Origin of the sequence: Caldifermentibacillus hisashii, from assembly GCF_039654145.1 — a bacterium.
GTDB lineage: Bacteria > Bacillota > Bacilli > Bacillales > Caldibacillaceae > Caldifermentibacillus > Caldifermentibacillus hisashii.
The window spans coordinates 3,457,833-3,482,249 of the sequence record NZ_CP155467.1 but is presented as its reverse complement, the minus strand read 5'-3'; the positions used below and the strand labels follow the sequence as shown (position 1 = coordinate 3,482,249).

Genomic DNA, 24,417 nt, shown 5'->3' with positions numbered 1-24,417 from the left:
TTCTATTTTACTGTAAAAGTATTTTTGGGGTAAAAATATGACAAGCTCTAGTATCCAGTTTGGATTGATAAGTCAATCTACCAAATTACAAACCCGGGGTTGTTAACTCGCTACCCCGGCCCCGGGTTGCAATTTTTTCTTACAATGCCAAAGATTAAAAATGCCCCAAACAGCAATCAACCCGAGATAAAAACTTTATATAAATCTCCCAACCGTTCGAGCCGCTACAGTTCCCGCTCCAACCGCTCTCTCTGCTATTTCGAGTGCCTGTGCAAGATCAGCAACCAAATCCTCACAATTTTCCAATCCTACCGAAAGTCGTAATAGTCCGTCTGTAATCCCGCGTTTTTCCCTTCTTTTTGCCTCATCGCCGCATGGGACATCGTCGCCGGATAAGATAGAATCGATTCGACCGCCCCTAAGCTAACAGCAAATACCGGGATTTCAAGGTTCTCCACAAAAGTCTTGGCAATGTCTTTGTTGGGCAATCTGAACGACAATACAGCTCCGGCACTAGTCGCCTGCCCCAAATGAATTTCATGTCCCGCATGTGTTGCAAGTCCCGGATAAAATACCTCTTCCACGAGTGGATGATTTTGCAAAAACTCAGCAATTACTTGTGCTGATTCTGAAGACTGTTTCATCCGCACGCTTAATGTTTTCATCCCCCTGTGCAAAGCCCAACAATCCGGAATCCCTAAAACGGCACCAAATGAGTTTTGAATAAAATACAATTGATCAGCCAATTTTTCATCTTTTACCACCGCCAAGCCCGCAACGACATCACTATGCCCGGCTAAAAATTTTGTGGCGCTGTGTAAGACAATGTCCGCACCTAATTCAAGCGGCCTTTGATGAAGGGGTGTCATGAATGTATTGTCGATATATACAAGACAATTGTGGGCTTTTGCTAATTTGACAACACCTCTAATATCTGTAATATGGAGTAACGGATTGGACGGGGTTTCCACATAGACAACTTTCGTATTGGGCCGAAAAGCGCCGGCCACTGCATCTAAATCCGTCATATCAACAAAAGTATGTTGAATTTGAAATTTCGTTAGTACTTTTGTGACCATGCGAAACGTTCCGCCATACACATCTTCGGAAATGATGACATGATCCCCGGATGATAGCAGCATGAAGGCCGATGAAATCGCGGCCATTCCGGATGCAAAGGCAAAACCTTGAACACCGCCTTCCAGTTCGGCAATGGTTTCTTCCAACACTTTTCGGGTTGGATTTCCTGAACGGGTATAGTCAAAAGGACCAAACGAATCGAATTGTCCTTGATGAAAAGTGGAAGAATAGTAGACAGGTGGATTTACTGCTCCTGTTTTGCCATCAATATAACAATCTTGAGAAATTAGTTTTGTTTCAAACCCATAATTTTTTTTGCTCATCGTACACTTGCCCCCTTACGCAATGCCGCTAATGCATGATCTAAATCCGCCTTCAAATCTTCAATATGTTCAATACCGACTGAAAACCGTAATAAGCGATTATCGACACCGTTTTTCATCCGGGTTTGTAGCGGAATATCGGCATGGGTTTGGGTAGCCGGGTAGGTAATAAAACTTTCAACCCCACCGAGACTTTCGGCAAAGGTAATCAATTTCAAACTTCTTAAAAAGGGGTCAACCCATTCTTCTTTTGCCAATCGAAACGACACCATGCCACCTCTACTTGGGTAGAGAACATCAGTCACTTCAGGTCTGTTATTTAAAAATTCGACTACCTGTTTTGCATTGTTTTGATGTGCTTCCATACGTAAAGCTAAGGTTTTTAAGCCGCGAATTAACAGCCAACTGTCAAGAGGGGATAAAACCGCACCGGCCGCATTATGATTTGTCGCAAGCTGTTCACAAATTTCCTGTCCCTTTGCAACAACAAATCCGGCCAGGACATCATTATGACCGCCAATATATTTTGTCGCACTATGAATGACAATGTCGGCCCCATCCACAATCGGTTTTTGCAAATAGGGGGTTAGAAAGGTGTTATCCACAATGAAAAGCAAGTGATGTTTTTTGGCAATGTGGGCAACTTTTTCAATATCTGTTTCAATCATTAACGGATTTGTTGGTGTTTCTATGTAAATCGCTTTTGTTTTTTCTGTGATTGCATCTTCCAATCCGTTGTAATCATTCACTTTCACATAGCTGGTTTTGATTCCATACGATTTTTCGTATTGATTGAACAATCGGTAAGTTCCGCCGTATAGGTCATTAAAGCTAAGAAGTTCATCATCTTTTTGAAAAAGGGAGAGGACGAGCTGAATAGCCGCCATCCCCGAACTACAGGCAAAAGCCTGATCTCCTTCTTCTAATTTTGCAAAACTCTCCTCTAATAAGGCACGTGTTGGATTTTTCGTCCGTGTATAATCATATCCTGTGGATAAACCAATTCCTTCATGACGATAGGCTGTGGATAAATAGATGGGTGGATTAACAGCCCCGGTTATATGTTCACTTCGATTGCCGATTTGCACTAATTTTGTTTGAATATGTTGATTTGCCAAGCTTGATTCCTCCTCGTATCCCCACATTTTTGGAAAATAAAAAGGACTTCTATAAGAAGAAGCCCCAACTGTTAATGAAAGTTTCTTCTTATCTTTCAGGTATTTCACCTGCTGGAATTAGCACCGTGGTCGACAAATGACCGGTTGCTGAGGCGTCATCGGGCCAGTCCCTCAACCTCTCTTGATAAGATTGCGATATTCAGTTTCATAAATGATTTTATTTATTCTAATTTACAATATCTTTTTAAAATAATCAAGGGAAAAATCATAGCATGCACATAATTTATATGGGAATAGTTTATTAATAATATACGTATCTATAGGAAACCAACGTGGCGGCCCTTATGGACTGAATGGTGCTCCTTTGTTAAAAAACTGTCTAATAGACTGCCCCTTATGGACAGTTTCATACTCGTTTTTTGGAAAAAGTTCAAGAGAGCTGGTTTTATGGACAGATTCACGCTCGTTTTTAAAAAAATTGTCCAGTAAAGCGGCTATAATGGACAGTTTGTAGTACATATTCCAAAAAAAGTCCAATAAACCGACCTTCATGGACATTTTGGCGCATCTCTAAATTTACCGTTTATGAAAGCACAAACTTTTCTAAAGCATAGGCCACGCCATCATCATCATTCGTTTTTGTTACAAACTTCGCATGACTTTTTACAAAATCCGTGGCATTCCCCATAGCAATGCTTGTTCCGGCAGCTTTGAACATCGATAAGTCATTCAGATTATCCCCGATTGCGACAGTATCTGCTTGTGGAATTTGAAAGTAATTTGCGAGGAAAAGAAGGGCATTTCCTTTACTTACCTGTTTATTTCCTACCTCAACGGTTAGATGGCTGCCGTTTGTGATTGAAATATCATCACGTTCAGAAAGCCGCTGTTGCAAATGATTTAGTTTTTTCTCATCCAAACTGACAGTATACATTTTATACGGATCTAACATTGAAAAATTTAGCTCACTAAAATCTGAGACAGTTAATAAATGATTTTGGTCATTTTGAACTTGAACCATTTGTTCAACCATTGGTCCGAAAACAGGGTCATCTTTTAACCGATTCAGTTCCGCATACAAATATTCTTTTCGTGTTTTATCAATGAAAATACCTTTATTTGTATAAATTTCATAATATAATTGAAAATCATTAAATATGTCCATAATTTTTTTCAATATATGTACAGGGATTGTTAGTGTTTGTAAGATTTTGTTATGAAAAACAACAGCTCCGTTTCCGGCAATAATAGGTGCTTCGAGGTTTATCTTTTTTATAATTTCTTGAATATCGTGTAAGGCGCGGCCTGAACAAAAGGTAACGATATGACCCTGTCTTTGAGCTTTTAAAATAGCATGACAATTGTTTTCGCTGATTGTATGATTGTTAGAAAAAAGGGTACCATCCATATCGATTGCAATAAGTTTCATCGTGTTCCTCCTTGCATCCTTTTTCGAATTAATAAAACAGGTGCCATCTTTATTTTACCATACTATTTGTCGTTTTTTCCGTTTCTATCTTCAGCCCACGACACAACATAATAAGTTATCCACATTTTTTAAAAAAATAAGCAAATTTGGTTGTTTTTGACCTTTAATGTGGATAAATTCAAATGGAAAATTCTACTAATTGTGGATAAGTCGTATTTCCACAATACTACCAGAGATTAATAAATTTACTCCTCATAGCTGTTCTATCTTTCACTCTTTCCACTTCTAGCCTTAAATATGTTATTATGAAATTAATCACAATGATATAATGGAGGTATTTTTATGATTCGTTTTGGAATTATCGGAACCAATTGGATTACCGAAAAATTTATTGATGCAGCTTCTAATATAGAGGATTTTTCGCTTGTAGCTGTATATTCACGTACCGAAGAGAGGGCAAAAGCGTTTGCAGCAAAATTTGACGTAACCAATATTTTTACCGATTTAGAAACAATGGCAAAGAGTGATGTCCTTGATGCAGTTTATATTGCCAGTCCAAACTCACTTCACGCAGAACAATCGATTCTATTTTTGCAACATGGAAAACATGTCATTTGTGAAAAGCCACTCGCTTCCAATGTAAAAGAAGCAGAAGCAATCGTTCAGACGGCAAAAGCCCATGGTGTGGTTTTCATGGAGGCGTTAAAAACAACTTTTGTCCCAAGTTTTGTAAGTATCAAAGAAAATTTACATAAAATCGGTACGGTACGCCGTTACTTTGCAAATTTTTGCCAGTATTCATCACGTTATGATAAATATAAAGAGGGAATTGTGCTAAATGCTTTTAATCCGGCCTTTTCCAATGGCTCATTAATGGACATTGGCGTGTATTGCATTTATCCGATGGTAGCGTTGTTTGGCGAACCAACGGATCTGCGTGCTAATGCATATATGCTCGAATCCGGTGTCGATGGGGAAGGAACGATTATTTTCTCCTATCCGGAAATGGAAGGGGTTGTCTCTTTCTCAAAAATTTCCAACTCATTCATTCCATCTGAGATTCAAGGGGAAAAAGGAACCATTGTTATTGATAAAATTTCAACGCCATCAAAAGTTGAGATTCATTATAATGATGGAACCGTTGAAGATATTAGCCGCCCACAAGTCGAAAACACCATGTATTATGAAGCAAAGGAATTTATTGAGCTAATTAAAGAAAACAAGACGGAATCGCAAATCAATACATATGCCAATTCTTTGACAACAAGCAAATTAATGGAACGGGCAAGGAAGCAAATCGGCTTAGTCTTTCCGGCTGACCGGAATTAAGGGAATTCTTCTCGGATTAACCTAGAATTCCGTTTGTTAAAAGAAAACATCATTTGCAGGGGATAATTGAATTGGTCTCCTGCTTTTTATATTGTGAGGAAATTTTTGCTTAATATGGGTTATAAAATATTGTAATCTTTATAAAAAGATGATATTATTTTTTTGAATTAAGTTAGTTAGTCAGATAACTAAAGGGGGTGTGAAAATGGCAAAACCAAACGTTATAAGTAAAGAGGATTTGATTAAATATGCAATGGAGTGTTTAGTAGATGTAGGGATAGAAAAATTTACTTTAAAATCTGTAGCAGAGGCGGCGGGTGTAACACAGGGTACAGTTTACTATCATTTCAGGACGAAGGAACAGTTATTACTAAATATTGTACAAAACATTTGTGAGCGTTCATGGGCGGAAATTTCCCAACAAAGTACTCAATTCAAGATAAATCGGGCAATAGAATCAGCCAAAAGTCGCTGTTCTTATGACTCTTTCTTCCACAAATTATTTTTCACTTTGGTTGTTTCAAGCTTCAATAACGAAAAAATAAGGAGTCAATTAGGAGGGATGATTTTGTCCGAAAATAATGCATTGGCTAAAAATTTATCAGCTCTATGGCCAAAATCACCGTTAGAGGGCGTTACTTTAGAAACGTGGGGAATCATCATTAATGCAATTGTTGACGGATTAGCATTACAAGCATTAGTAAGAAAGGACTTTCCTGTAGAAAAAACATATAAGGAACTTGAACAACTATTTAACGGCCTTAATCGTTTACTTGACGAGGGGGTAGAGGGATGAAAGTTTATTTTATAACGGTTATATGGGGTTTCTTTGTTTGGCTTTTTGCAACATTGTTTTTTGTGTTTTTTGGAGAACATGTTCTTTTTAGCCCCGGAACAGACATGTTTTTAATTAGCACTTTATTATTACTGGCCGGAACTGGGCTATTATTGTGGGGTATCACATATGTTTATCTATTCTTTGATAAATCCACTCATGCGCCGTTAAAGTTTGGAATAGTTGGTACGGCTATTGGTCTAGCATTAGACACGTTCACTTTAGCCAATTATCATTTTATATTTCCAAAATTAGATGATTCCCAAGTTATTGCGTTTACAGCATGGATGTCATTTGCCTATGCTTTATATTTACTCATACCTTTCATGATAAATCTACAAAGGACTAAAATGATTGATTCATCTTTATAAGTTGTACCCAGCTCGGAATTGTGTAAAGTATACTTATTCCCTTTAGTTATACAAATGGAGATATTCCGGTTCTTGCCTTAATTCCTCTCTTTTTTCTATAAAAAAAGGGTAGTGAATCTTCATTACTCTTTTTTGCTATTTTAAACCTCGTACTCAGGGATGAGAAACTCCCACTTTAAACCTCGCATTTCTGGCAGCGAAACGCCAACTTTAAGGCAGGGTAATTATATATCCGTATCATTATTATCTCAAGAATCCACTTATGCAAAGTCCAACCTCTATTTTAGAAAAAGTTTCCGTATGCCGGCTCAAATAGAACTATATTTGGTATTTCACCAAGTTTTGTTCCATTTCTTTTGAACGACGGCTTAGCTCTTCTGCAGTTTCTTTTAACTCTGTAAAAATTTGCAACTGGGATTCTGCAGTGGCGGCAAGTTCTTCACTGGCCGCTGCCGTTTGCTCTGATACTTGGGATGTATGGATAATAGCCGCTACCGTTTGATCTTTTGCCATGCCCATTTGTTCGATTGCATCTTTCATATCATTTATTTTTCGAATGATTGAATCAATACTGTCTGCAATATTGTTAAAAGAGGCATCTGTTTGGTTAACAGCGGTAAATTGCTCTTCAGAAATATTTTTCATATCATGGACTGCTTGAATCGCTTCTTGAGAATCTCTTTTGATACTGACCATCATACTAATAATTTGTTCGGTAGAAATTTTACTTTGATCGGCCAATTTTCGTACTTCATCTGCCACTACCGCGAAACCTTTCCCTGCTTCACCGGCTCTGGCCGCTTCAATAGCAGCGTTCAATGCTAACAAATTGGTTTGATCGGCAATATCTTTAATTGTACCGACAAAAGTCTCAATATCTTTTAAAGTAACTGTTAAATTATTTACGGTTGTAAATATTTTCTCTGACGATAATTGATTGCTCTCAGACTTTTCTCGTAAAATCCCTACCATTTCCAAACCTTGTTTATTTAAGTGATTCACATTTTCCGTTTCATTGATAATCGAATGATACCCGTCTGTGACAACAGAAATATGTTCGGATAATTGATCCATAACTTGCACACTTTTTTCCGCTTCCATTACTTGGTCAGAAGCGCTGACGGCAATTTCATTAATCGTATCGGATAATTCCTTAATGGATGTTACAGCCTCATTTGTTTCACTCGAAATGTGCTCTGAAGCTTGCAAGAAGGAATTGACATGATTCAATGATCCTGCAATAACAGAACGCATTTGCGAAGTGATGGAATTTAAATGACCGACAATTTTTTCTAAAGCTTTATTTTTTCCTGCGTCCATTTCAATTGAAAAATTCCCGTCTTTTATTAAATTTAATAATTCCATAAAACCATTGGCTGACTTGGATATCGATTTCATTATGAAAACAAATAACAAAGCGCTTAAAATAAGATTGGATAGACTGCAAATAAACATCAATAATAAAAGACTGATAGAATCCGTGAAAAGATGAATGATAAAACCTAAAAGGCAGCCGAGAATGATACTTAAAATGAGTATGATGGAACTGGTACCTGTCACGATGTTTCTAATCAGTTGTACTGCTTTATATGAGTTTTTTCCTGATTGTCCATTCATTCGAATTTTTCCTCCGTAAATTTGTTGTTGCACTGCTTTATACCTAGCTTTACGACGCTGACTGTTTCATTTTTAAGTATATCACTAGTCCAAAATATATACTATATGGCAAAAAAATATACAGTAACACATTGTGAATTTTGTATAGATATAAATAGCTTTTGTACATGCATTGACGGTACCTTCATCAGCATGCTTATTGGATCCTCCATCATGTATCTGTTGGACGAACATGTGCATTGACTTCCACTGGATCATGGATTATATTTTAAATAAGTTAATAATCTTTGTAGGAGATGATGGGATTCACACAAAGGCTAACCTATTTTTAAAGAATAGGGTGCTTACGTATGGATCTTTTTTTATTGCATAATTTGTAGTATAGTTGTTTTCTTTTGTGGATTGGGATAATAACACATGAAAGAAGGTGTAGGAGAATGAATAAAAAGGTAATCCCCGCTATTTCATCAATAAAAAATTTAGAAAAATTTATAACGAGCCCATATGAGATTGGCGTCTTATTAGACAGTCACATTGCCCAATTAAAAAATATTAATGATTTGGCAGAAAAATACGGAAAAAAATTGATGTTTCATATGGATTTAATTGAAGGAATAAAAAACGACGAAAAAGGAACGGAATTTATTTGCCAGGAGTTTCGACCATATGGATTGATCTCTACTAAAGCAAATGTGATTCGAAAAGCAAAACAGAAGGGCGTCCTTTCCATCCAGCGCATGTTCTTAATTGATTCACATGCGGTTGAACAAAGTTATCGTCATATAAAAATGACACAGCCTGATTATATTGAAGTATTACCCGGTACATTGCCGTCGATGATTCGGGAAGTGGCCGAGAAGACAAAAATTCCGATTTTAGCTGGCGGTCTCATTCGAAAGCCGGAGGAAGTGGAAAAAGCAATTGCGGCAGGAGCAACAGCAGTTACCACATCAGCCAAGAACTTGTGGGATATTTATGAAAAAATTCAATAAGGTAGACTCCAATCAGTGGCGGTTTTTTCTTTCATTATTATGGGTTGTCGATATTTGTTTGAGATCGTAACTGCCACTTCTTGCTGAATTTTTTTCTGATTGTTGGTTGTACCATTGACGTTGTACGATCGGTTTTCCTTCATACAGACAATACGACTAAATTCGACTCAATGAAAATCACCTTTTTTTCATGCTAAAAAAGTAAAATAAATTATTGACACCGTTTTCAAACATTGCTATCATGTAAATAAGTTAATAGTCGTGAGGAGAAACGGAGACACATGGATTACCTTTATTTTTTATATAAAGGTTTATCTGTGTGTCTTTTCTTTTGGCATCAACTCCTTTTTTGCAATATATGCATGGGGGATAGGGGAGTTTTCCGTACGATTATTAACAAATACGAATAAAATGGAAGGAAGGGTTGTCTATGTCGGCATTTTTGGGGGAATTAATTGGAACGGCGATTTTGATCATTATTGGGGGAGGTGTTGTGGCCGGTGTGACCTTAAACAAGTCAAAAGCAAACGGCGGCGGATGGGTGGTCATCACACTTGCATGGGGGCTTGCGGTGACCATGGGTGTTTTTGCAGTTGGAAACTATAGTGGGGCCCATTTAAATCCGGCCGTTACATTTGCCTTTGCACTAACCGGTGATTTTCCGTGGAAAGATGTGCCTACGTATATTTTAGCCCAAATGTTGGGGGCCATTGTCGGTGCAACCATTGTCTTTTTTCACTACTTATCTCATTTTAAAGCAACGGCGGACCAAGCGACAAAACTCGGTGTTTTTGCAACAATTCCGGCGATTAGACATACATTTTCAAACTTATTATCAGAAATTATTGGTACATTTATTTTAATTTTTGGGTTATTATTTATTGGAGCCAATAAATTTGCGGAGGGGTTGAATCCGTTAGCAGTCGGATTGTTGATTGTAGCGATTGGTATGGCACTCGGCGGTACAACCGGTTATGCGATTAATCCGGCACGGGACTTGGGCCCGCGAATTGCCCACTTTATTTTACCAATCCCCGGAAAAGGAAATTCCGATTGGGGATATGCATGGATTCCGGTAGTCGGTCCGCTTTTGGGTGGGGCGCTCGGTGGCTTAACCTATAAAGCACTATTTTTAGGAGAAGTTTCTGTCTTTTTATGGATTACCCTTGCCATTACAGCTATCATTATCCTTTTATCTTATTCAACAAAAGATCAGGTGGAAGAGGAAAATCAATCTATTTCTGCATAAAAATCAATGAAAATATTTATAACGGAGGGGAATTGAATGGAGAACTTCATTTTGGCGATTGATCAAGGAACGACGAGTACGAGGGCGATTTTATTTAATAAAAAAGGGGAAATCGTTCATGTTGCTCAACAGGAGTTTACACAAATTTTTCCACAACCGGGTTGGGTTGAGCACAATGCAAATGAAATATGGGGTTCGGTTTTAGCCGTTATGGCAACTGTGTTGGCCGAAGTAAATGTAAAACCGGAACAAATCGCCGGAATTGGAATCACCAATCAACGGGAAACAGCTGTTGTTTGGGATAAGGAAACAGGTAACCCGATATATAATGCGATTGTCTGGCAATCACGGCAAACAGCACAAATATGTGAAGAGTTAAAGGCACAAGGTTATGATCAGTTATTTAGGGAAAAAACAGGGTTGTTGATTGATGCGTATTTTTCCGGAACAAAAGTGAAATGGATTTTGGATCATGTTGAAGGAGCAAGGGAAAAGGCTGAACAAGGAAAGTTGTTATTCGGTACCATTGATACTTGGTTGATTTGGAAATTATCCGGCGGCAGGGCTCATGTGACCGATTATACGAATGCTTCGAGGACATTAATGTATAATATTTATGAATTAAAATGGGACGATGAGTTGTTGGATATTTTAGGTGTGCCAAAAAGCATGTTGCCGGAAGTTCGTCCTTCATCGGAGATTTATGCAAATACAATTGATTATCACTTCTTTGGACATCAAGTACCGATTGCGGGGGTCGCCGGGGATCAGCAAGCCGCCTTGTTCGGGCAGGCCTGCTATCAAGAAGGAATGGCAAAAAATACGTACGGTACAGGTTGCTTCATGTTGATGAACACCGGTGAAAAGGCCGTAAAATCGGAACACGGGTTGCTGACGACGATTGCTTGGGGCTTGGATGGAAAAGTGGAATATGCGCTTGAAGGGAGTATTTTTGTCGCCGGTTCTGCAATTCAATGGCTGCGGGACGGTCTTCGGATGTTTAAAGAAGCAAAAGATTCAGAAGCCTATGCTGCCCGTGTTTCCTCAACGGACGGAGTATATATGGTCCCTGCCTTTGTCGGGCTAGGCACGCCTTACTGGGATAGTGATGTCCGCGGGGCTGTATTTGGTTTAACTCGGGGAACTTCCAAAGAACATTTTATCCGGGCTACATTGGAATCGCTTGCTTATCAAACAAGGGATGTCTTATCGGCAATGGAGCAGGATTCCGGTATTGCATTGAAAACATTGCGGGTTGACGGAGGAGCTGTTCAAAATAATTTCCTTATGCAGTTCCAGAGTGATATTTTAAACGTACCGGTAGAACGTCCGATTGTCAGTGAAACCACTGCGCTTGGTGCCGCCTATTTGGCCGGTTTGGCAGTCGGTTACTGGGAAAGTCAAGAGGAAATTGCCAAACAATGGGTGATTGATAAAAAATTTGAACCGGGAATGTCAGATTTCGAGCGGGAAAAACTGTATGAAGGTTGGAAAAAAGCGGTTCATGCAGCGATGGCATTCAAATAAAACCGGCCATTTTTCAAGTAGAAATGCAGATTGATATAGTGACAATGGTCCGGAGTTCAATGGTTGAGTCTGGAGACAGGGTTTAAAACTTTCCGGGCAAAAATGTCTGAAACTTAACGGACAAGATGGAAAACCAGATTTTAAAAAACTTTCCAAGCAAAAATGTAACAATATTTTTCAAAACATGGTATATTAATAGTAAGTTAATATTCGGTATGAGCTGAGGAGAAACCAAATGACATTGCCCTTTGTGGTAAATGGTTATTTGGTTTTTCCTTTTTTACTATAAAAACTGTGCATATGGAGGGAACTACTTTGCAAATACCATTTTCCTATTTTTCCAGAGAAAAAATAATCGAACAAATGAAGTCTAATCCATACGATTTGTTGATCATCGGCGGGGGGATTACCGGTGCGGGAATCGCATTGGATGCCGCCAGTCGCGGTATGAAAGTCGCTTTAGTTGAGATGCAAGATTTTGCGGCGGGAACATCGAGTCGATCAACCAAGTTGGTTCACGGTGGTCTGCGTTATTTGAAACAGTTTCAAGTTGGGTTGGTTGCCGAAGTAGGGAAGGAGCGGGCAATTGTTTACGAAAACGGACCGCATGTGACGATGCCGGAATGGATGCTCCTCCCCTTTTATAAAGAGGGGACTTTTGGCAAATGGTCGACATCCCTTGGTTTAAAGGTATACGACTTTTTGGCCGGGGTGAAAAAATCAGAGCGGCGGAAAATGTTATCTCGAGAGGAGACATTACAAAAAGAGCCTTTGTTGAAAAAAAAGGGTTTGCTTGGCGGCGGTTATTATGTAGAATATCGGACCGACGATGCCCGATTGACCATTGAAGTTATGAAGAAAGCGGCGGAAAAAGGTGCCCATATTGTGAACTATACGAAAGCTGTTCAATTCCTATATCAGGATAAAAAAATGATCGGGGTTGTTTGTGAAGATGTATTAACAAAGCAAAAATTTCATATCAAAGCGAAAACAATTGTGAATGCCACCGGTCCATGGGTGGATGAGGTGCGAAACAAGGATTATTCGAAAAACAATAAACGGCTCCAATTGACGAAAGGAGTTCATATTGTCATTGATCAATCAAGATTCCCGTTAAAACAAGCTGTATATTTTGACACACCGGATGGTCGAATGGTGTTTGCCATCCCACGGGACGGAAAGGCATATGTAGGCACGACCGATACTTTTTACAGTGATGATCTGGTACGGCCGTATATAACGGAAGAGGATCGTGAATATTTGTTAAAAGCGATCGCCTTTATGTTTCCGGATGTGGGTGTTCGTGAAGAGGATATTGAATCAAGCTGGGCAGGTGTTCGTCCGCTCATTTACGAGGAAGGAAAAGACCCGTCTGAAATTTCCCGGAAAGATGAAATTTGGGAGTCGGACAGCGGCTTAATTACGATTGCCGGGGGGAAATTAACCGGATACCGAAAAATGGCGGAAAATGTTGTTGATCTTGTTGTCAAACGTTTTGCTAAAGAAGGCCGCAATTTTGGATCATGCAGAACAAAAACATTGCCAATTTCAGGCGGAGACATCGGTGGTTCAGATCAACTCGGATCGTTTATCGCAAAGGCGGCCGATCAAGCAGTATCATATGGGTTTACGAAAGAGGAAGGAGAGCAACTGGCAAGACTATATGGCTCCAATGTCGATACCGTTTTTTCATATGGCCAGCAATATGAAAAATTGAAAGAATGCCCGCTTCCGAGAATCTTATATGCTCGTCTTATGTATGCCATTGAACACGAAATGGTGGTTAAACCGGTCGATTTCTTTATCCGGAGAACCGGTGCCGTATACTTTCATATTGACATGGTGGAAACTTGGAAAGAGCCTGTTCTCCACTGGATGGCACAACATTATGGATGGGATGAAAACGAGATGAAACAATATAGAAAAGAATTAGATGATGAAATTCAAAAAGCTCGCTTCCCTGTTAAATAAAGAATTGACATTTACATTAAAAGTATTGCATAAAATGAATTTAATGGGTATAATAATATTAAGTAATAAGTGTTTCTCAATGTACGCTTTTAAACATTGATTAGGATACAATGGCGTTTCTCAATGTACGCTTTAAACATTGATTAAGATACAATAGCGCTTCTCAATGTGTGCCTTAAACATTGAAAAAAGGGATTCTCAGTATTTGAGGTCCCTTTTTTGATGGAGGTAATATGGGGAAAATTGTTGAAAAAGGAATGTACTTTGCAAAAAATGAATTCTACCAAATTATTAAAAGCTTAGGTGGAGAGTGGAATGATACAAAATTCCGTCCGATTGTTACACTAATGCAATCATCAGATAACCCGGAAATATATTGGGCTATCCCTATGGGTAATTTGGACCATCGTGATAAAAGCCAGCAGCAACGCCTTCAAAAATTTTTAAGTAGAAAAGAACGTGATATTTCTTCATGCTACTATCATGTTGGAAAAACAGACAAAGATTCTATCTTTTTTGTTTCTGATGTTGTTCCGATTACCATGAAATATATTGAGAGAGAATATTTAGTTGGGCCAAAAAGCAATAATAAACAGTATGTTATTAAAAATCCAAAACTGATCTCAGAACTAGAACGTAAAGTGGGGCGTATTATTCGTTTTGAAAAAAACTATACTCAATCAAAAGGTAAGCCTAAATTCCGGCAACGGTTCCTTGAGATTTACAATTATTTAGAACAAGAATTAATCCGGGAAAGTATTCAGTCTACTCAAAAGCAAATTGCAGCTACAAGATCCTCCGATACAGATTTGGAATTATAACATTTTATACCTGTTAAAAATAAAATGTTGCAGAACTTCTTTGTTCTGTAACAACTCAAATTATATTCGAATCTCATTCAGATTTATTTGCAATATTATTAGGTAAAAATTACTTTTAAAAAAGTTACTTTTATAATATGATAAAGGTATAATTGTTTTTGGTAACAAAAGATAAATAAAGGTGGAATAGAAAACAAATGAATAATGATGTACCTGTCGAAAAAGAGAAAAAGGTTGTTGACACTAAAGTAGTAAAAATTAATGCAGATTTACATTACAAACTTAATTTATATAAAGCGAAGAAGGGAAATAGTATCACAATCACAGATTTGGTTAATCAAGCAGTTACTGAATATATAAAAAATCATAGCGAAATCACAGAAGCTATTGAGGAGTGAAAACCAAAGGGGGACCTTTAAAATGACTACTATCGTTACTCTAAAAAGTATTAAAAATGGTGTTCATAAAATAGAAGTGAAACGTGAATTTGGTTCAATTGAAAGAAGAGAATTAACTATAGCCGAATTGAAAGAGTATTTGGAGCAAACAAAACAATATTGTGAACACAAGGGGTATGAATTCATTTATAATGGTGCTAAAATTTCAAGACCCGAAGCTTATGCCGGATTTGATGAAACGGATTTTGAAGTTATGGACTATGAATTAGATTCACTTTATAGCCAAGCCAAAAATGCTGGAAAAGAATGGATTTTCAATTCTTTTTAGAGGATGAAAAAACCATAGTTTTAAACGTTTATCGGGATGGTAAGGAAGTAGAAACATTAAGATTCGAAAACAAACGGGTAGATACGAACTAAAATTTGCATTACTAAGGAGGTTTATATTTATGGTCTCTACATTTGAATCGTTAATTCGGAGATCGAATTAAAAAATTTAATAGAATTTAGAACCAAATTACGTAATAAAAAGGGGAATATTAAATGCGTTTAGCCAATTTAATTCATGTTATGAGTCCAGGACAACCTTTTAGAGTTTATTGTGAAGTTGATTATAAGAAATACAGCTACAACTTCCAGACGAGATATTAATGCGGTTTTTGGCTTTTGAGAAACTAACTGATTTTGCATTAAATGCAGAAGTTTCGAAAACTCACACTTCCGAAACAGAAGAAGATGTAATTATTATTTGGATACGTTAATGTGTATTTCGAGTAAGAGTAGAAGAAAATCCGCAGTAAAACAAAAAAGAGGCTGGAACATAATTCTAAAATTTTGTTTGATACAGGATACAGTGACGCCTTTATCAAGAATGCTTATAAAATGGGGATTAATTTAATTGATTTAAACTATATATCATTTTCACATGGTCATCCAGACCATACTTGGGGAATGACAGATTTATTTAGGCTTTTTATGGAAGCGAAGAGTGGTGGTAGGAACTTCTATCTTCCAATTAGTGGTAACTAAAGGTGGGGCTTTTTGACCCTTACCTATTATCGAGAAGATGAAGAGGTGTTTAATTGTGAAAATACATATTATAGGTGGTTCAGGCAGTGGTAAGACTACTATATCCCAAAGATTAGCTGACAAATATAATCTGCCTTTATTAGAATTGGACGAAATATACTGGAATGATGGAAATTATAATATAAAAAGACCAAAATATGAAAGGAATAGATTACTTAATTCCTTCTTAAAGAATGATAGATGGATTATTGAAGGTGTTTATTATAAGTGGCTAGATGATAGTTTTAATGATTCAGATTATATATTTATCTTAGATGTAAATAGACATTTAAGAAATTACAGAATATGTAAAAGATTTTTCGTAAGAAAATTCAATAAAACCCATAAAAGTGAAAGTATAAGCTCGTTGATTGAACTTATACTTTGGAACAATAAATTTGATAAAAAAAATATGTTGAAAATTAAAGAAAAACTAAATATAAATTTTTCCAATAAAACATTCATTATAAAGAGTTATGACGATATAGAATCTATCATTGAAAACTAGGACCCCGATGACTGATAATTTAGAAGCCCAAGTTTCCATATAATAGTTGTGGGTATTATGAATAAAATAGAAATAAAAGGCAATGTCACAAAGATTATATTATCACTATGATCAATTATGTATAAGTATGGATAGTATTGTACTAATGCGAATGGAATGAAAAATGTTGAAAATTTTAAAACAAAATCTCCATATACATCTATTGGATATTTACCAAACTCTCTCGACCCCTGAGTTAACAAATTAAATATTTCTACCTTATCTAATGTAAAAAAACAAATTCCGGCATATATAATGTACAAACAACTAAATATTAAACAACTTGTAATGATTATTAGTAATAATGTGAACATCTTTAATACTGACCAGTTGACGTCTGAATAAAATATGCAATAGATAAACATTAATAGAGATTGCAAAACTCTACCAATTTTTGTTAAATCAAGATTATTCGCTATCACTTGAATTATAAGATTTTGAGGTCGTATTAAATAGCTATCTAAAGTTCCTTGTTTTATTAAAACAGGAAAGCGGTCAAACCCTTTAAATATCCCTTCAGCTATAGAGAATGAGAACAGGGTAATGCTAAAAAATAATAAGATTTCCGATAGTGTATAACCATTTATTTTCTCAAAGCGATGTAACATGAATAAGACACCTATAAAGGCAGAAAAAGTTACTAAAAATTGTCCTATCAATGATAAGTAAAAAGATTTTTTATATAGTATAATTTTTTTAAAGCTAATTTTTAGATAGTTTAATATGATCATAATCAACCACCTTGAATTGAAATATTTTTAGCGCCTAATTTCTCCAATATTTTGCTAATGATGAATATTGCTATTATCCAAAAACATTGTATTCCTATGAAAATTGCAATCTTATCACCATCAATTGTACCACTATAAATAAGAAATGGTGTATTTGCAATTGATGCAAATGGTAATGCAATGATTATTGGTTGTAAAATATCTGGAAAAAAAGGCAAAGGTATAACATTCCCTATTAAAAAATCACCAATCGATTGATAAAGTAGTTTTAATCCATCAGATTCTATAGTGAATAGAGTGAGTACATATATAAAGGTACTTAATAAAGAGCATAAAATAGTACCTAATGTAATGGAAATTATATAAGCTAAAAAGGTTGCCGAATTTTCAGGTAAGTATAATCTGAATGGTTCCGGAAGTATTAAAGCAATAACAATAATAATAGGTGTTTTCAAAATAGTCCGACCTATTCTGTCACCTATATCCATTGAAAACCAATAAAACTGTAAATTGATAGGCTTTGTTAAGTCATATGCAATGTTTCCGTTTTTGATTTTTTGGAATATCTCATAGTTCCAATTCCATAAACCTAACATTGAAAAAAAAGCTTGCTGAAACCATACATAAGCAACTAGTGCATTGAACTCGATTGGAAAGGCATTAGGGTTTGCCTCATAGAATGCTTTGAAAAGTATTATTTGAAGCATTCCCCATAGTAATTGAGTTATTACCCCAGATAATGAAGCAATTCTAAATTGATATGTGTTCTTAATTTTTAACCTAATAATGCATAGAAGTGTCTTCATGACTTAGTCATCTCCACTCATTTGATATAAACCTATAAGTATATCATCTAAACTTTGATTTTGATCGCCACTAAATAGCTTTAATTCAGGGATAGTTCCGTCAAATAAAATCTTACCCTCATCAATAAAAAGTATTCTATCTACCAATGCTTCTAAATCTTGAGTATCATGTGTAGTTAAAATTATAGTCGTATTTTGTGTTTTATTCAGTTTTTTAATAAACGCTCTTACTTTTTTTTTAGATAATGCATCTAATCCGATAGTTGGCTCATCAAGGAATAAGATTTTTGGGCTATGTAACAAGGAAGCAGCAATCTCACACCTCATTCTTTGTCCAAGCGATAAAGTTCTGACTGGTTGATCTAAAAGTTTAATTATATCTAACTCTTTAGCTAAGTAGGATAGATTTTTTTCATAGCTGGATTTAGGTATTTTGTAGATTGCATTTAATAAGTTAAAGCTATCTATAACTGGTAAATCCCACCATAAATTACTCTTTTGCCCAAAAACTACACCAATTGTCTGAACATGCTCTTTTCTATTTATCCAGGGTGTTCTATCATCAACAAGACATATACCGTCGTCGGCTTTCATGATTCCACTTAGTATTTTTATTGTAGTACTTTTACCAGCACCATTTTTACCTAGATAACCTACAATTTCTCCATCATTAATTTTGAACGAAAGGTCACGGAGCGCATATTTATAATTTCGTTTAGGTGAGAAATATGAATAAACATTTTTAATGAAACCTTTGTTATTTTCATATTTTACGAACCTTTTCGATAAATTTCTTACTTCGATACTCATATACTTACCCCTCTCTTAATTCATTCCTATTTAATATTTAATAATATATCACAGTATGTGTAAAATTTTACTCGAAGGGCAGATGAGTGGAAAAAATGGGAAGACGCTCTATCATTTAAATGTACGCTAGTAGGCGAATACATTTAGAAAGAGGTCTTCCTATGGATATTATATCAATAATTGCTAGATTGTTAAAGGATACAAAAAGTCTTATTGAATTTGAAGAACAAGTGAAAATTCTGATCCAGAATGCCTTTACGCAATGGGTTGGGGAAATATTTGAGACGTTAGATAAAACAATTAAGCAAAAAAAGCTGGAGGATGGCTGGGAGTACTGCCGGAGTGATAACAGAAGCATTCAGTTTCTATTTGGAAATGTGACCTTTAAACGCTCACTCATGCATGACCAGAAAGGGAATTCACATTATCCTCTGGATGAATGGTTAGGGCTTTTACCACGCCAGCGATACAGCCCGTTAGTGGAGTTAAAGGTGGCAGAGTTGGCGAGTGAGAACACCTATCGGGAGGTAGCTGATATTTTAAAAGAGTGGACAGCCGTGAGTCTCAGTCACACAACGGTAGGGAACATGGTGAAACACGTAGGGAAAACGCAAGCTGAAGCCGACAAGGCACTTGTAGAAGAGCTAGAAATAGCTGATTCCCTACCTGAGGGAAAGAAGGTAGATTACCTGTTTTCCGAAGCTGATGGTATATTCGTCCGGGGACTAGAAAAGAAACAGGGGATGGAAGTCCACCACGCCATTCTCTATGAAGGATGGGAAACCAATGGCAAAAGAGTCTCTCTACACCATCCCGTTGTTATCATGACGACGGAATCCATCCAGACATTTTGGGATGAAGTCCAAGCCGTAGCAGCCAACACCTATTCCCTTGAAAAAGCTCGTGTCATAACAAATAGTGATGGAGGTGCGGGGTACACAGCTGAACGGTTTCAAACAGCATTCTCACAGTCGGAATATCCGGTGCTCAACCAGCTGGATACCTACCACGTTGCACAAGCCATTGTAAGGACATTTGGGGGCGGAAAAAGCGAGATTAAAGAGCAAATTAGAAAAGCAATTCAAACGCATGACAGGGACCAATTCACGTTATATTTGGATACGTATGAGAGCACATTGACAGATGAAAAGAGCCTTAAGAAAATCAAGGAATTCCGTTCGTATATCTTGAAAAATTGGGAACGCATTTTTGACTGGAGAGACAAGGTTGAAAACGTGCCAGAAGGGGCAAGAGGCCTAGGGGCGATGGAATCAAACCAAAGGCATATCTCATTCAGAATGAAGAAACGGGGCATGCATTGGAGTAAAAAAGGCGCAGAAGCCATGGTAAAGGTGAAACAGGGCATGCTTAACGGGACATTGCGGGAAGCGTATTTGAAACACCGTACAAGAAGCACAAAAAAACAACGAAACTTGAAAAAAGCCATTAGGATGTCTCAAGTATTCAAGCAGCCTGTACGCCCGTCAATTGGCGTAAAGCGCGGATCTGTTGCCCTGTATTCAAGCCGTTCATCGGCTATGGGGCATTTAAGCAAAATTTTAGAGCTTTCGTTTTAAGGCTGGCTAAGTGTGGGCTGATCGTTGATGCGCACGGAAATTACGAGACTCCTATGGGAAAAGCGGGCCAGGAGAGACCCCGCAGCGAGGTACGAGCGAGGAGGCTCGCCGGCCGCCCGCGGAAAGCGAGTAAATTTCGCACGCATCAACATTCCCGTTATCTCTATACAAGACATATTAAGGCAATTTCAGAACAGCCTCACTGAGCCAAGAAAACAAGCAAGTAAGGTAGCCGAAAGTGTACAAAAAGAGTGTCTTGGAATACCCGATATTTAAACCCTATCGAGAAAAACTTGACACATACATTGAAGTTTGTATGTAAGGAAGTTTCGGTCTAATGAACAAAAGGTTGGATGAACAAGGGAAATGTGATTTTGAAAAAAGACCGTTCATCCAACCTTTTGGATTTCTTCATGGACAAAAAGCTTTCTAGGTGCTAATTGTCTGCAAATCATTATTCTATTAATATCCACATAAAATTCTCCTCAGTTAGTGCTACTCTATTCATTTTCCATCTTTCACTTGTCTGTTTGCCTTTTTGAGGTGTTAACCTTTTTTCAAGATCTACCATTTACAAAGTTGTCCTTCAAATGGTGTTGTTGTGCACATATAATAAAAGGTGAAGACAGTTTCGAAAATCTAGTTGTCATTTCCCCCACTGCAAACGGCGAGTCAAGGATTCCGTCAAATTTTCAGTAAACGAGGAAGTAAGTGGGAGAAGGAATGGTCCACGTGCATTCGATTCGTTTAGGTAAACCGATGTTTCGTCCCCAGTTCTTGTGTTAACTAAGTTTTTAATTCGGAATTCTGATTTAAATCCATTGGTGATTGCCAATTGACTAAACCTAAGCGTCCTTTTGATTTAATAATAATAATGCTGAAAATAGGCCAAAGTGAAAATAAAAGAAAAAAGGGGATATTTAGGTGATATTCAAAAGGCAAGTGACACTTTTAAAAGAACTCATATACAGTAGAAAATATAATTCTGTTCAGCATTATGCGGAATTATTTCAGGTATCTACACGAACTATTCATTTTGACCTAGATGTACTGGAGGATATTGTCAAGGAGTATCATTGTAGAATTGTGAAGAAACCGGGTAAAGGAATATTTTTGGATGGAAAAGAAAATGATAAAAATAAATTGTTGCATAGTCTTCAGAACTATTCCCTTTTCTCCAATCTTTCACCTGCAGAAAGGCAAATTCAAATATTAGAAAAGCTCGTTAATGAAGAACGCTTGTCATATAAACTTTTATCCCAAAAATACTTTGTGAGTCGTACTTCGATTGCAAAGGATTTTAAGGTGATTAAAGAAATGTGTTCTAAGGAAGGTGTTCTTCTAGAATATGATAATGATGGAACGTTTTTGGTCGGTCATGAAAAAAACTTGCAAAGTCTCCTAAAAAAGCTGTATTTGAGAAAGTTTGAACAAAATTATTATCGTTTCCCTAATAATTTAATTGAATATAAACAGTTTTTATTGGATACCGATAATAGCCTCCCACATTTTTTTATTGAGGAAACATTTAATATTGTTTGTACCATCGGCGAAAAATACAATTTGGCCGATCATTATTTAATTAGTTTGCAAAATACATTAATCGTTCTTTGCTTACGGGTTTATCGGAATAAACATCATGAACAGGGAAATGGTTATGTCTTTGAAAAGGTCCAACAGTTGGGAACATATTTTGTTGCGAATGAAATTGCAGAAGAAATCGAAAAAAAGCTGAACATCTCATTATCAGAGGAAGATATTGTTTACATTAATGAATGTTTAATTGCCAATGGAATTGAGAATTTAAATATAACCAGCAATCATGGCTATTATAGTAAGTTAGTCCAAGATTTAATAAAGAAGTTCAGCAAAATTATCAATACGAACTTAACTAAGGATAAGAAATTATACAAAGGGTTATTAACACATATTGTTCCGATGATCTACCGTCTAAACAATAACATTCGTTTGCAAAATCCCTTAATTAAGGAAATTAAGAAGCAATATTCGGTCATGTTTAATATCACTTGGTTTGTTCTAGTTGACTTGGAATCAAAATTAAACATTCATATTCCAGAAGATGAAATTGGTTTTATCATGGTCCACTTTCAATCAGCCTTGGAGCGGCATGAAGATATTAAAAAAGTATTAATTGTTTGCCCAATAGGGATTGTCACATCTGAACTTTTAGAAACAAGAATCAAGAAATATTTACCCAGTTTAAATCTATATGAGGTTGTTTCTGTTCAAAATCTAAATCCGGCCAATTTCAAAAAGTTCGATTATATTATTTCGACAGTACCTTTAGAAGTGAAAAATTTTGATTCAAATCGAATTTTCTTTATCTCGCCTATTCCTACTGATAAGGAATTAAAAGAGCTTACCAATTTAATGACAGATAAAATTTTTAATGCACAAGCGTTTTATACGATTAGCGAATATAACAGAGAAGTCAAAATAAACAACTTTTTACTTCCAAACTCTATTTTTGTAAACAATCATTTTAATTCAATGAAAGAGATTTTAGAGTATTTAATTTCGTATCTAGAACACGAAGATCTTGTAACACCATTATACAGGAAATCTGTTTTTGATAGGGAAGCAACATCTTCAACAGCTTTGGAAACTGGTGTAGCCATTCCCCACGGAAATCCGGATTATGTTAAAAAAACAAGCATATCTATCTTAGTTAATAGTAAAAAAGTCCATTGGGGAAATGAGAAAGTAGATATCATCATTTTGTTATCTGTAGCGAAAAATGATGTAAACCATATAAGTTCGATTATTTCTCAAATTTATGATGTGATTTCTGATAGAAATAGAATGGAAACAGTATTTTTCGGGAAGACTAAGGAAAATATTTATGAATATTTTTATGATCATTATTAAGCATGAAGGGGATTTGTATGCTCAAAGAATTATTGCCAAAAAGTCATATGCAGCAAAGAGAGAAAGTAGACAGTTGGGAAGATGCCATTAAAATTGCAAGTATCCCGTTATTAAAGGAAGGAATCATTGAAGAAAGTTACATTGAAAACATGATTGAAAGTGTAAATAAAAATGGTCCATATATCGTATTAATGGATTATTTTGCCTTGCCTCACGCAAAAGCGGGGGAAGGCGTAAACCGGCTGGGGATGTCGCTGTTGACACTTAATCATCCGGTTGATTTAAAAGGAAATCCTGTAAAAGTATTTTTAGTCCTGGCAGCAGTTGACGCCACTTCCCATATTGAAGCTTTAGCGGACATATCGAAATTATTAATGGACCCGAAAAATTATGAAATTTTTATGTCCGGAGATTTGGATAAGATTAATGACATTTTGTAGGTCATTTTCCAATCTGTCATATCCCAATGGAGCAAAAGACTTGTTTCTTTATTTGTCCAAAAGTATTGTGTAAAATTTCACAAAAGCATTATCCTGATTTATTGCAGCAACACCAAGTATTTTTTGCGAAAGTATTTGAAAAATAAGCTTTTGCGGTTTATCCATGAAAGTATTACTCAATTTACAATTTAAGGAGGATTTAATATGAAATTTTTAGCAGTTTGTGGTTTTGGTGTAGGTTCATCAATGATTTTAAAAATGACACTTGAAAAAGTTTGCAGGGAAAGAAATCTCGATTGCGAGGTAGAAAATACGGATATTAGTTCAGCTAGGGGGATGAATGTTGATGCCGTTTTTACAAGTCAGGAGCTTGCCGATGAGTTAAAGGGTAGTATGAAATGTCCCGTATTTCCGATAAAGCGTTATATGGACAAAGAAGAAGTAGGCAAAGCCCTTGATGAATTTTTGAAAAATAAATAAGGGAGGAAA

22 protein-coding genes, 1 pseudogene and 1 riboswitch are annotated in these 24,417 nt (G+C 36.4%); of the genes and pseudogenes, 16 read left to right on the top strand and 7 right to left on the bottom strand.

From position 1 onward, the window contains the following. Nucleotides 1-195 precede the first annotated feature (195 nt). The 3 genes and pseudogenes from metC to NSQ14_RS16805 all read right to left on the bottom strand — a co-directional run bounded on the left by metC (nucleotide 196) and on the right by NSQ14_RS16805 (nucleotide 3,950). Nucleotides 196-1,403 (bottom strand): annotated as a pseudogene (metC, locus tag NSQ14_RS16815) (cystathionine beta-lyase). After that, complete coding sequence (locus tag NSQ14_RS16810; protein ID WP_251246464.1) at nucleotides 1,400-2,548, bottom strand: methionine biosynthesis PLP-dependent protein; 1,149 nt, start codon at nucleotides 2,546-2,548, stop codon at nucleotides 1,400-1,402. Before NSQ14_RS16810 ends, metC begins: the two are co-directional and overlap by 4 nt. A 58-nt stretch (nucleotides 2,549-2,606) precedes the next feature. Then, nucleotides 2,607-2,712, bottom strand: a riboswitch (SAM riboswitch). Between the two features lie 392 nt (nucleotides 2,713-3,104). Beyond that, on the bottom strand, nucleotides 3,105-3,950 hold the full coding sequence (locus tag NSQ14_RS16805) for a Cof-type HAD-IIB family hydrolase (RefSeq protein ID WP_041845050.1): 846 nt from the start codon (nucleotides 3,948-3,950) through the stop codon (nucleotides 3,105-3,107). Nucleotides 3,951-4,292: 342 nt separating this feature from the next. Between NSQ14_RS16805 and NSQ14_RS16800 the strand changes: the two genes are divergently transcribed. The 3 genes from NSQ14_RS16800 (at nucleotide 4,293) to NSQ14_RS16790 (ending at nucleotide 6,485) form a co-directional block, all read left to right on the top strand. After that, complete coding sequence (locus NSQ14_RS16800; RefSeq protein ID WP_343127048.1) at nucleotides 4,293-5,279, top strand: Gfo/Idh/MocA family protein; 987 nt, start codon at nucleotides 4,293-4,295, stop codon at nucleotides 5,277-5,279. 205 nt (nucleotides 5,280-5,484) lie between these two features. Further along, nucleotides 5,485-6,075 (top strand): TetR/AcrR family transcriptional regulator, encoded by a 591-nt coding sequence (locus NSQ14_RS16795; protein WP_251241560.1) that lies wholly within the window; start codon nucleotides 5,485-5,487, stop codon nucleotides 6,073-6,075. Further along, nucleotides 6,072-6,485, top strand: coding sequence for a DUF5367 family protein (locus tag NSQ14_RS16790; protein WP_251241561.1), 414 nt, complete (start codon nucleotides 6,072-6,074; stop codon nucleotides 6,483-6,485). The genes NSQ14_RS16795 and NSQ14_RS16790 overlap by 4 nt, the downstream gene beginning before the upstream one ends. A 318-nt stretch (nucleotides 6,486-6,803) precedes the next feature. Here the strand turns inward: NSQ14_RS16790 and NSQ14_RS16785 are convergent, their stop codons facing one another. Further along, a complete protein-coding gene (locus tag NSQ14_RS16785) occupies nucleotides 6,804-8,102 on the bottom strand; it encodes a methyl-accepting chemotaxis protein (RefSeq protein ID WP_095142298.1) in 1,299 nt (432 codons plus the stop codon). Nucleotides 8,103-8,539: 437 nt separating this feature from the next. Here NSQ14_RS16785 and NSQ14_RS16780 point away from each other — a divergent pair, with 437 nt between their 5' ends. From NSQ14_RS16780 to NSQ14_RS16740, 9 genes are all read left to right on the top strand, one after another. Continuing rightward, nucleotides 8,540-9,094 carry a glycerol-3-phosphate responsive antiterminator gene (locus NSQ14_RS16780; protein ID WP_034772876.1) on the top strand — a complete coding sequence of 185 codons (555 nt, stop codon included), beginning with the start codon at nucleotides 8,540-8,542 and terminating at the stop codon, nucleotides 9,092-9,094. 430 nt (nucleotides 9,095-9,524) lie between these two features. Next, the gene (locus NSQ14_RS16775; RefSeq protein WP_108898799.1) at nucleotides 9,525-10,343 is read left to right on the top strand and encodes an MIP/aquaporin family protein; all 819 of its coding nucleotides are present in this window, start codon (nucleotides 9,525-9,527) and stop codon (nucleotides 10,341-10,343) included. A 36-nt stretch (nucleotides 10,344-10,379) separates the two neighbouring features. After that, nucleotides 10,380-11,870: a glycerol kinase GlpK gene (gene glpK / locus NSQ14_RS16770; RefSeq protein WP_041902227.1), complete on the top strand. Its 1,491-nt coding sequence runs from the start codon at nucleotides 10,380-10,382 to the stop codon at nucleotides 11,868-11,870. 321 nt (nucleotides 11,871-12,191) lie between these two features. After that, nucleotides 12,192-13,841, top strand: a complete 1,650-nt coding sequence (locus NSQ14_RS16765; RefSeq protein ID WP_041902253.1) for a glycerol-3-phosphate dehydrogenase/oxidase — start codon at nucleotides 12,192-12,194, stop codon at nucleotides 13,839-13,841. Nucleotides 13,842-14,074: 233 nt separating this feature from the next. After that, a complete protein-coding gene (locus tag NSQ14_RS16760) occupies nucleotides 14,075-14,662 on the top strand; it encodes a hypothetical protein (RefSeq protein WP_200890309.1) in 588 nt (195 codons plus the stop codon). 197 nt (nucleotides 14,663-14,859) lie between these two features. After that, complete coding sequence (locus NSQ14_RS16755) at nucleotides 14,860-15,060, top strand: hypothetical protein (RefSeq protein ID WP_041848035.1); 201 nt, start codon at nucleotides 14,860-14,862, stop codon at nucleotides 15,058-15,060. 22 nt (nucleotides 15,061-15,082) lie between these two features. Beyond that, a complete protein-coding gene (locus tag NSQ14_RS16750; protein WP_041848034.1) occupies nucleotides 15,083-15,388 on the top strand; it encodes a hypothetical protein in 306 nt (101 codons plus the stop codon). Nucleotides 15,389-15,894: 506 nt separating this feature from the next. After that, entirely contained in the window at nucleotides 15,895-16,089 is a 195-nt protein-coding gene (locus NSQ14_RS16745; RefSeq protein ID WP_268756210.1) for an MBL fold metallo-hydrolase, read from the top strand. A 55-nt stretch (nucleotides 16,090-16,144) separates the two neighbouring features. Next, nucleotides 16,145-16,636, top strand: a complete 492-nt coding sequence (locus NSQ14_RS16740) for a hypothetical protein (RefSeq protein ID WP_041848033.1) — start codon at nucleotides 16,145-16,147, stop codon at nucleotides 16,634-16,636. Here the strand turns inward: NSQ14_RS16740 and NSQ14_RS18935 are convergent. The 3 genes from NSQ14_RS18935 to NSQ14_RS16730 are packed head-to-tail and all read right to left on the bottom strand — an operon-like array spanning nucleotide 16,633 to nucleotide 19,022. Next, nucleotides 16,633-17,406, bottom strand: a complete 774-nt coding sequence (locus tag NSQ14_RS18935; RefSeq protein WP_428831582.1) for an ABC transporter permease — start codon at nucleotides 17,404-17,406, stop codon at nucleotides 16,633-16,635. The two genes, NSQ14_RS16740 and NSQ14_RS18935, sit on opposite strands and share 4 nt — an antisense overlap. A gap of 2 nt (nucleotides 17,407-17,408) precedes the next feature. Next, nucleotides 17,409-18,212 (bottom strand): ABC transporter permease, encoded by an 804-nt coding sequence (locus tag NSQ14_RS16735; RefSeq protein WP_346216613.1) that lies wholly within the window; start codon nucleotides 18,210-18,212, stop codon nucleotides 17,409-17,411. Nucleotides 18,213-18,215: 3 nt separating this feature from the next. Further along, nucleotides 18,216-19,022, bottom strand: coding sequence for an ABC transporter ATP-binding protein (locus NSQ14_RS16730; RefSeq protein WP_041848031.1), 807 nt, complete (start codon nucleotides 19,020-19,022; stop codon nucleotides 18,216-18,218). Between the two features lie 161 nt (nucleotides 19,023-19,183). Between NSQ14_RS16730 and NSQ14_RS16725 the strand changes: the two genes are divergently transcribed. The 4 genes from NSQ14_RS16725 (at nucleotide 19,184) to NSQ14_RS16710 (ending at nucleotide 24,408) form a co-directional block, all read left to right on the top strand. Continuing rightward, nucleotides 19,184-20,599, top strand: a complete 1,416-nt coding sequence (locus tag NSQ14_RS16725) for an ISLre2 family transposase (protein ID WP_343190867.1) — start codon at nucleotides 19,184-19,186, stop codon at nucleotides 20,597-20,599. A 924-nt stretch (nucleotides 20,600-21,523) separates the two neighbouring features. After that, the gene (locus tag NSQ14_RS16720) at nucleotides 21,524-23,488 is read left to right on the top strand and encodes a BglG family transcription antiterminator (protein ID WP_346216612.1); all 1,965 of its coding nucleotides are present in this window, start codon (nucleotides 21,524-21,526) and stop codon (nucleotides 23,486-23,488) included. 17 nt (nucleotides 23,489-23,505) lie between these two features. After that, on the top strand, nucleotides 23,506-23,928 hold the full coding sequence (locus NSQ14_RS16715) for a PTS sugar transporter subunit IIA (RefSeq protein ID WP_041845057.1): 423 nt from the start codon (nucleotides 23,506-23,508) through the stop codon (nucleotides 23,926-23,928). A gap of 204 nt (nucleotides 23,929-24,132) precedes the next feature. Then, nucleotides 24,133-24,408: a PTS sugar transporter subunit IIB gene (locus NSQ14_RS16710; protein WP_034772859.1), complete on the top strand. Its 276-nt coding sequence runs from the start codon at nucleotides 24,133-24,135 to the stop codon at nucleotides 24,406-24,408. Nucleotides 24,409-24,417: the final 9 nt, after the last annotated feature.

Excerpts from the sequence above, each read along its gene's own strand:
- NSQ14_RS16800 (WP_343127048.1), top strand. The coding sequence starts at position 4,293 with ATGATTCGTTTTGGAATTATCGGAACCAATTGGATTACCGAAAAATTT.
- glpK (WP_041902227.1), top strand. The coding sequence starts at position 10,380 with ATGGAGAACTTCATTTTGGCGATTGATCAAGGAACGACGAGTACGAGG.
- NSQ14_RS16725 (WP_343190867.1), top strand. The coding sequence starts at position 19,184 with ATGGATATTATATCAATAATTGCTAGATTGTTAAAGGATACAAAAAGT.
- NSQ14_RS16755 (WP_041848035.1), top strand. The coding sequence starts at position 14,860 with ATGAATAATGATGTACCTGTCGAAAAAGAGAAAAAGGTTGTTGACACT.
- NSQ14_RS16810 (WP_251246464.1), bottom strand. The coding sequence starts at position 2,548 with ATGTGGGGATACGAGGAGGAATCAAGCTTGGCAAATCAACATATTCAA.
- NSQ14_RS16760 (WP_200890309.1), top strand. The coding sequence starts at position 14,075 with ATGGGGAAAATTGTTGAAAAAGGAATGTACTTTGCAAAAAATGAATTC.
- NSQ14_RS16710 (WP_034772859.1), top strand. The coding sequence starts at position 24,133 with ATGAAATTTTTAGCAGTTTGTGGTTTTGGTGTAGGTTCATCAATGATT.
- NSQ14_RS16735 (WP_346216613.1), bottom strand. The coding sequence starts at position 18,212 with ATGAAGACACTTCTATGCATTATTAGGTTAAAAATTAAGAACACATAT.
- NSQ14_RS16775 (WP_108898799.1), top strand. The coding sequence starts at position 9,525 with ATGTCGGCATTTTTGGGGGAATTAATTGGAACGGCGATTTTGATCATT.
- NSQ14_RS16750 (WP_041848034.1), top strand. The coding sequence starts at position 15,083 with ATGACTACTATCGTTACTCTAAAAAGTATTAAAAATGGTGTTCATAAA.
- NSQ14_RS16805 (WP_041845050.1), bottom strand. The coding sequence starts at position 3,950 with ATGAAACTTATTGCAATCGATATGGATGGTACCCTTTTTTCTAACAAT.
- NSQ14_RS16785 (WP_095142298.1), bottom strand. The coding sequence starts at position 8,102 with ATGAATGGACAATCAGGAAAAAACTCATATAAAGCAGTACAACTGATT.
- NSQ14_RS16730 (WP_041848031.1), bottom strand. The coding sequence starts at position 19,022 with ATGAGTATCGAAGTAAGAAATTTATCGAAAAGGTTCGTAAAATATGAA.
- NSQ14_RS18935 (WP_428831582.1), bottom strand. The coding sequence starts at position 17,406 with ATGATCATATTAAACTATCTAAAAATTAGCTTTAAAAAAATTATACTA.
- NSQ14_RS16790 (WP_251241561.1), top strand. The coding sequence starts at position 6,072 with ATGAAAGTTTATTTTATAACGGTTATATGGGGTTTCTTTGTTTGGCTT.
- NSQ14_RS16795 (WP_251241560.1), top strand. The coding sequence starts at position 5,485 with ATGGCAAAACCAAACGTTATAAGTAAAGAGGATTTGATTAAATATGCA.
- NSQ14_RS16715 (WP_041845057.1), top strand. The coding sequence starts at position 23,506 with ATGCTCAAAGAATTATTGCCAAAAAGTCATATGCAGCAAAGAGAGAAA.
- NSQ14_RS16780 (WP_034772876.1), top strand. The coding sequence starts at position 8,540 with ATGAATAAAAAGGTAATCCCCGCTATTTCATCAATAAAAAATTTAGAA.